This is a genomic window from Streptomyces polyrhachis (genome assembly GCF_042663125.1).
In the GTDB taxonomy this organism is placed as follows: Bacteria; Actinomycetota; Actinomycetes; order Streptomycetales; family Streptomycetaceae; genus Streptomyces; species Streptomyces polyrhachii.
The window spans coordinates 1-616 of record NZ_JBHSZO010000097.1 but is presented as its reverse complement, the minus strand read 5'-3'; the positions used below and the strand labels follow the sequence as shown (position 1 = coordinate 616).

1 protein-coding gene is annotated in these 616 nt (G+C 70.0%); it reads right to left on the bottom strand.

Annotated elements, in window-relative coordinates; translation table 11 throughout:
* Positions 1–616: DUF2637 domain-containing protein (locus ACFQLX_RS25730; protein WP_386418937.1), on the bottom strand; the 616-nt coding region annotated here is incomplete at both ends.

Here is a 616-nt window from a genome sequence, read left to right as displayed (position 1 = left end):
GCGAGCTTCAGCGGCATCAGCGCCTCGATGGGCGCCCGGCGCCGCCAGCCGCGCCCGTACCGGGCCCGCAGCCGCGCCCGGTAGACCAGGCGGTCCTGCTCCAGGCGGATCACCTCGTCGTAGGAGCGCAGCTCCCACAGCTTCATCCGCCGCCACAGGCGAAACGTCGAGGGGAAGGCCAGCAGCCAGCGCGACAGCCGCACGCCCTCCATGTGCTTGTCCGCCGTGATGTCCGCGATCCGCCCGATCGCATGGCGCGCCGCCTCCACCGACACCACGAACAGCACCGGGATGATCGCGTGCATGCCCACGCCCAGCGGATCGGGCCACGCGGTCGCCCCGTTGAACGCGATCGTCGCCGCCGTCAGCAACCACGCCGTCTGCCGCAGCAAAGGAAACGGAATCCGAATCCACGTCAGCAGCAGATCCAACGCCAGCAGCACCAGGATCCCCGCGTCGATCCCGATCGGGAACACCACCGCGAAAGCCCCGAACCCCTTGTCCTGGGCCAGCTCCCGCACCGCCGCGTACGACCCCGCGAAACCGATCCCCGCGATCACCACCGCACCCAGCACCACCACGGCTATCAGCACCCGGTGCGTACGGCTCAACTGGA